2 protein-coding genes and 1 pseudogene are annotated in these 1,155 nt (G+C 66.5%); 2 read left to right on the forward strand and 1 reads right to left on the reverse strand.

Annotated elements, in window-relative coordinates:
- Positions 1-260 precede the first annotated feature (260 nt).
- A pseudogene (locus CCN33_RS33940) lies at positions 261-401 on the forward strand (ATP-binding protein); the annotation flags it as partial.
- Between the two features lie 373 nt (positions 402-774).
- The gene (locus tag CCN33_RS30010) at positions 775-990 is read left to right on the forward strand and encodes a cold-shock protein (protein WP_086696461.1); all 216 of its coding nucleotides are present in this window, start codon (positions 775-777) and stop codon (positions 988-990) included.
- Here the strand turns inward: CCN33_RS30010 and CCN33_RS30015 are convergent.
- Positions 977-1,155, reverse strand: a 179-nt coding sequence (locus CCN33_RS30015; protein WP_086696462.1) for a cold-shock protein, incomplete at its 5' end; no start/stop codon positions are given. The genes CCN33_RS30010 and CCN33_RS30015 overlap by 14 nt on opposite strands.

Raw genomic sequence — 1,155 nt, forward strand, 5'->3', positions numbered from 1 at the left:
GCGGCGTGGGCCTGGGCAGGGAAGACGAGTGCGGCCGCAGCGGCTACCGTGGCGAGGGCTCCCGTACGTTTCATGGTCCGGGCAGTTGTCGTCATGGCGGAACAGTATCCGCTCAAGTCGCCCATCCCGGTATCCGGCACAGCCACGGTAGTCCTGGACTTCTGGCCGGAGTCCTCAGCAGGAGCCGTCCAGGTCCGATGGCAAATGGTCCACGTTCGTTGTCACAGGACCTCTGCGCCCGCCGTCGCGGATCAGCGTGACAGACCCGCGCCCTAGGAGCCCTGCGCTGGCTCCACGCCGGCGAACCGGTCATTTTCTTCGGCCCCGTCGGCGTCGGCAAGACCCACATCGCCCAGGCCCTCGGCCACCTCGCCGTCTGCCAGGGCGCGCACGTCCGCTTCATGTCGGCTCATCACGGCAACGCCGCCGGGTGAGCGACGTACTGAGGCGGCATCTACCGGGGGCAGGAGGGCGCGGATGGCTTTGCCGCCGCTGGGGGCGTCAGTGACATGGGTGGTGCGGGGCGAGGAGGTTGACCAAGGGCCTGCCACCCCACGGCGGACTTGCCCGCACACGGTCCACGACGTGTGCTTGTTTCCTCTGGTGACAGCGTGTGCGGGCGTGTACCGTCTGCGTCAGCTGTCGTGGTTCGGAAGTTCCCTTTGCCCACGCCGTAGGCGTGGGCTTTTTGCTGTGCTGTGCCGCAGGAACCAGGGCGATCACCTCCGCCTCTCGCACGTTGCGGGAGACGTCCTCGGCTGGAAGGCATGAGACATGGCTACGGGAACTGTGAAGTGGTTCAACGCGGAGAAGGGCTTCGGTTTCATTGCCCAGGACGGCGGAGGCCCGGACGTCTTCGCCCATTACTCGGCGATCAACTCCTCGGGCTTCCGTGAACTCCAGGAGGGCCAGAGCGTGACCTTCGACGTCACCGGATCAGACCGGCGTTCACCGTTCCGGTCGGTGCCGAGCAGGGTCAGGCCGGGTTGATGTTCTCGGCCTGGGGGCCCTTCTGGCCCTGGGTGACGTCGAAGGTCACGCTCTGGCCCTCCTGGAGTTCACGGAAGCCCGAGGAGTTGATCGCCGAGTAATGGGCGAAGACGTCCGGGCCTCCGCCGTCCTGGGCAATGAAACCGAAGCCCTTCTCCGCGTTGA

This window comes from Streptomyces recifensis (assembly GCF_002154615.1).
Lineage (GTDB): Bacteria > Actinomycetota > Actinomycetes > Streptomycetales > Streptomycetaceae > Streptomyces > Streptomyces griseoluteus.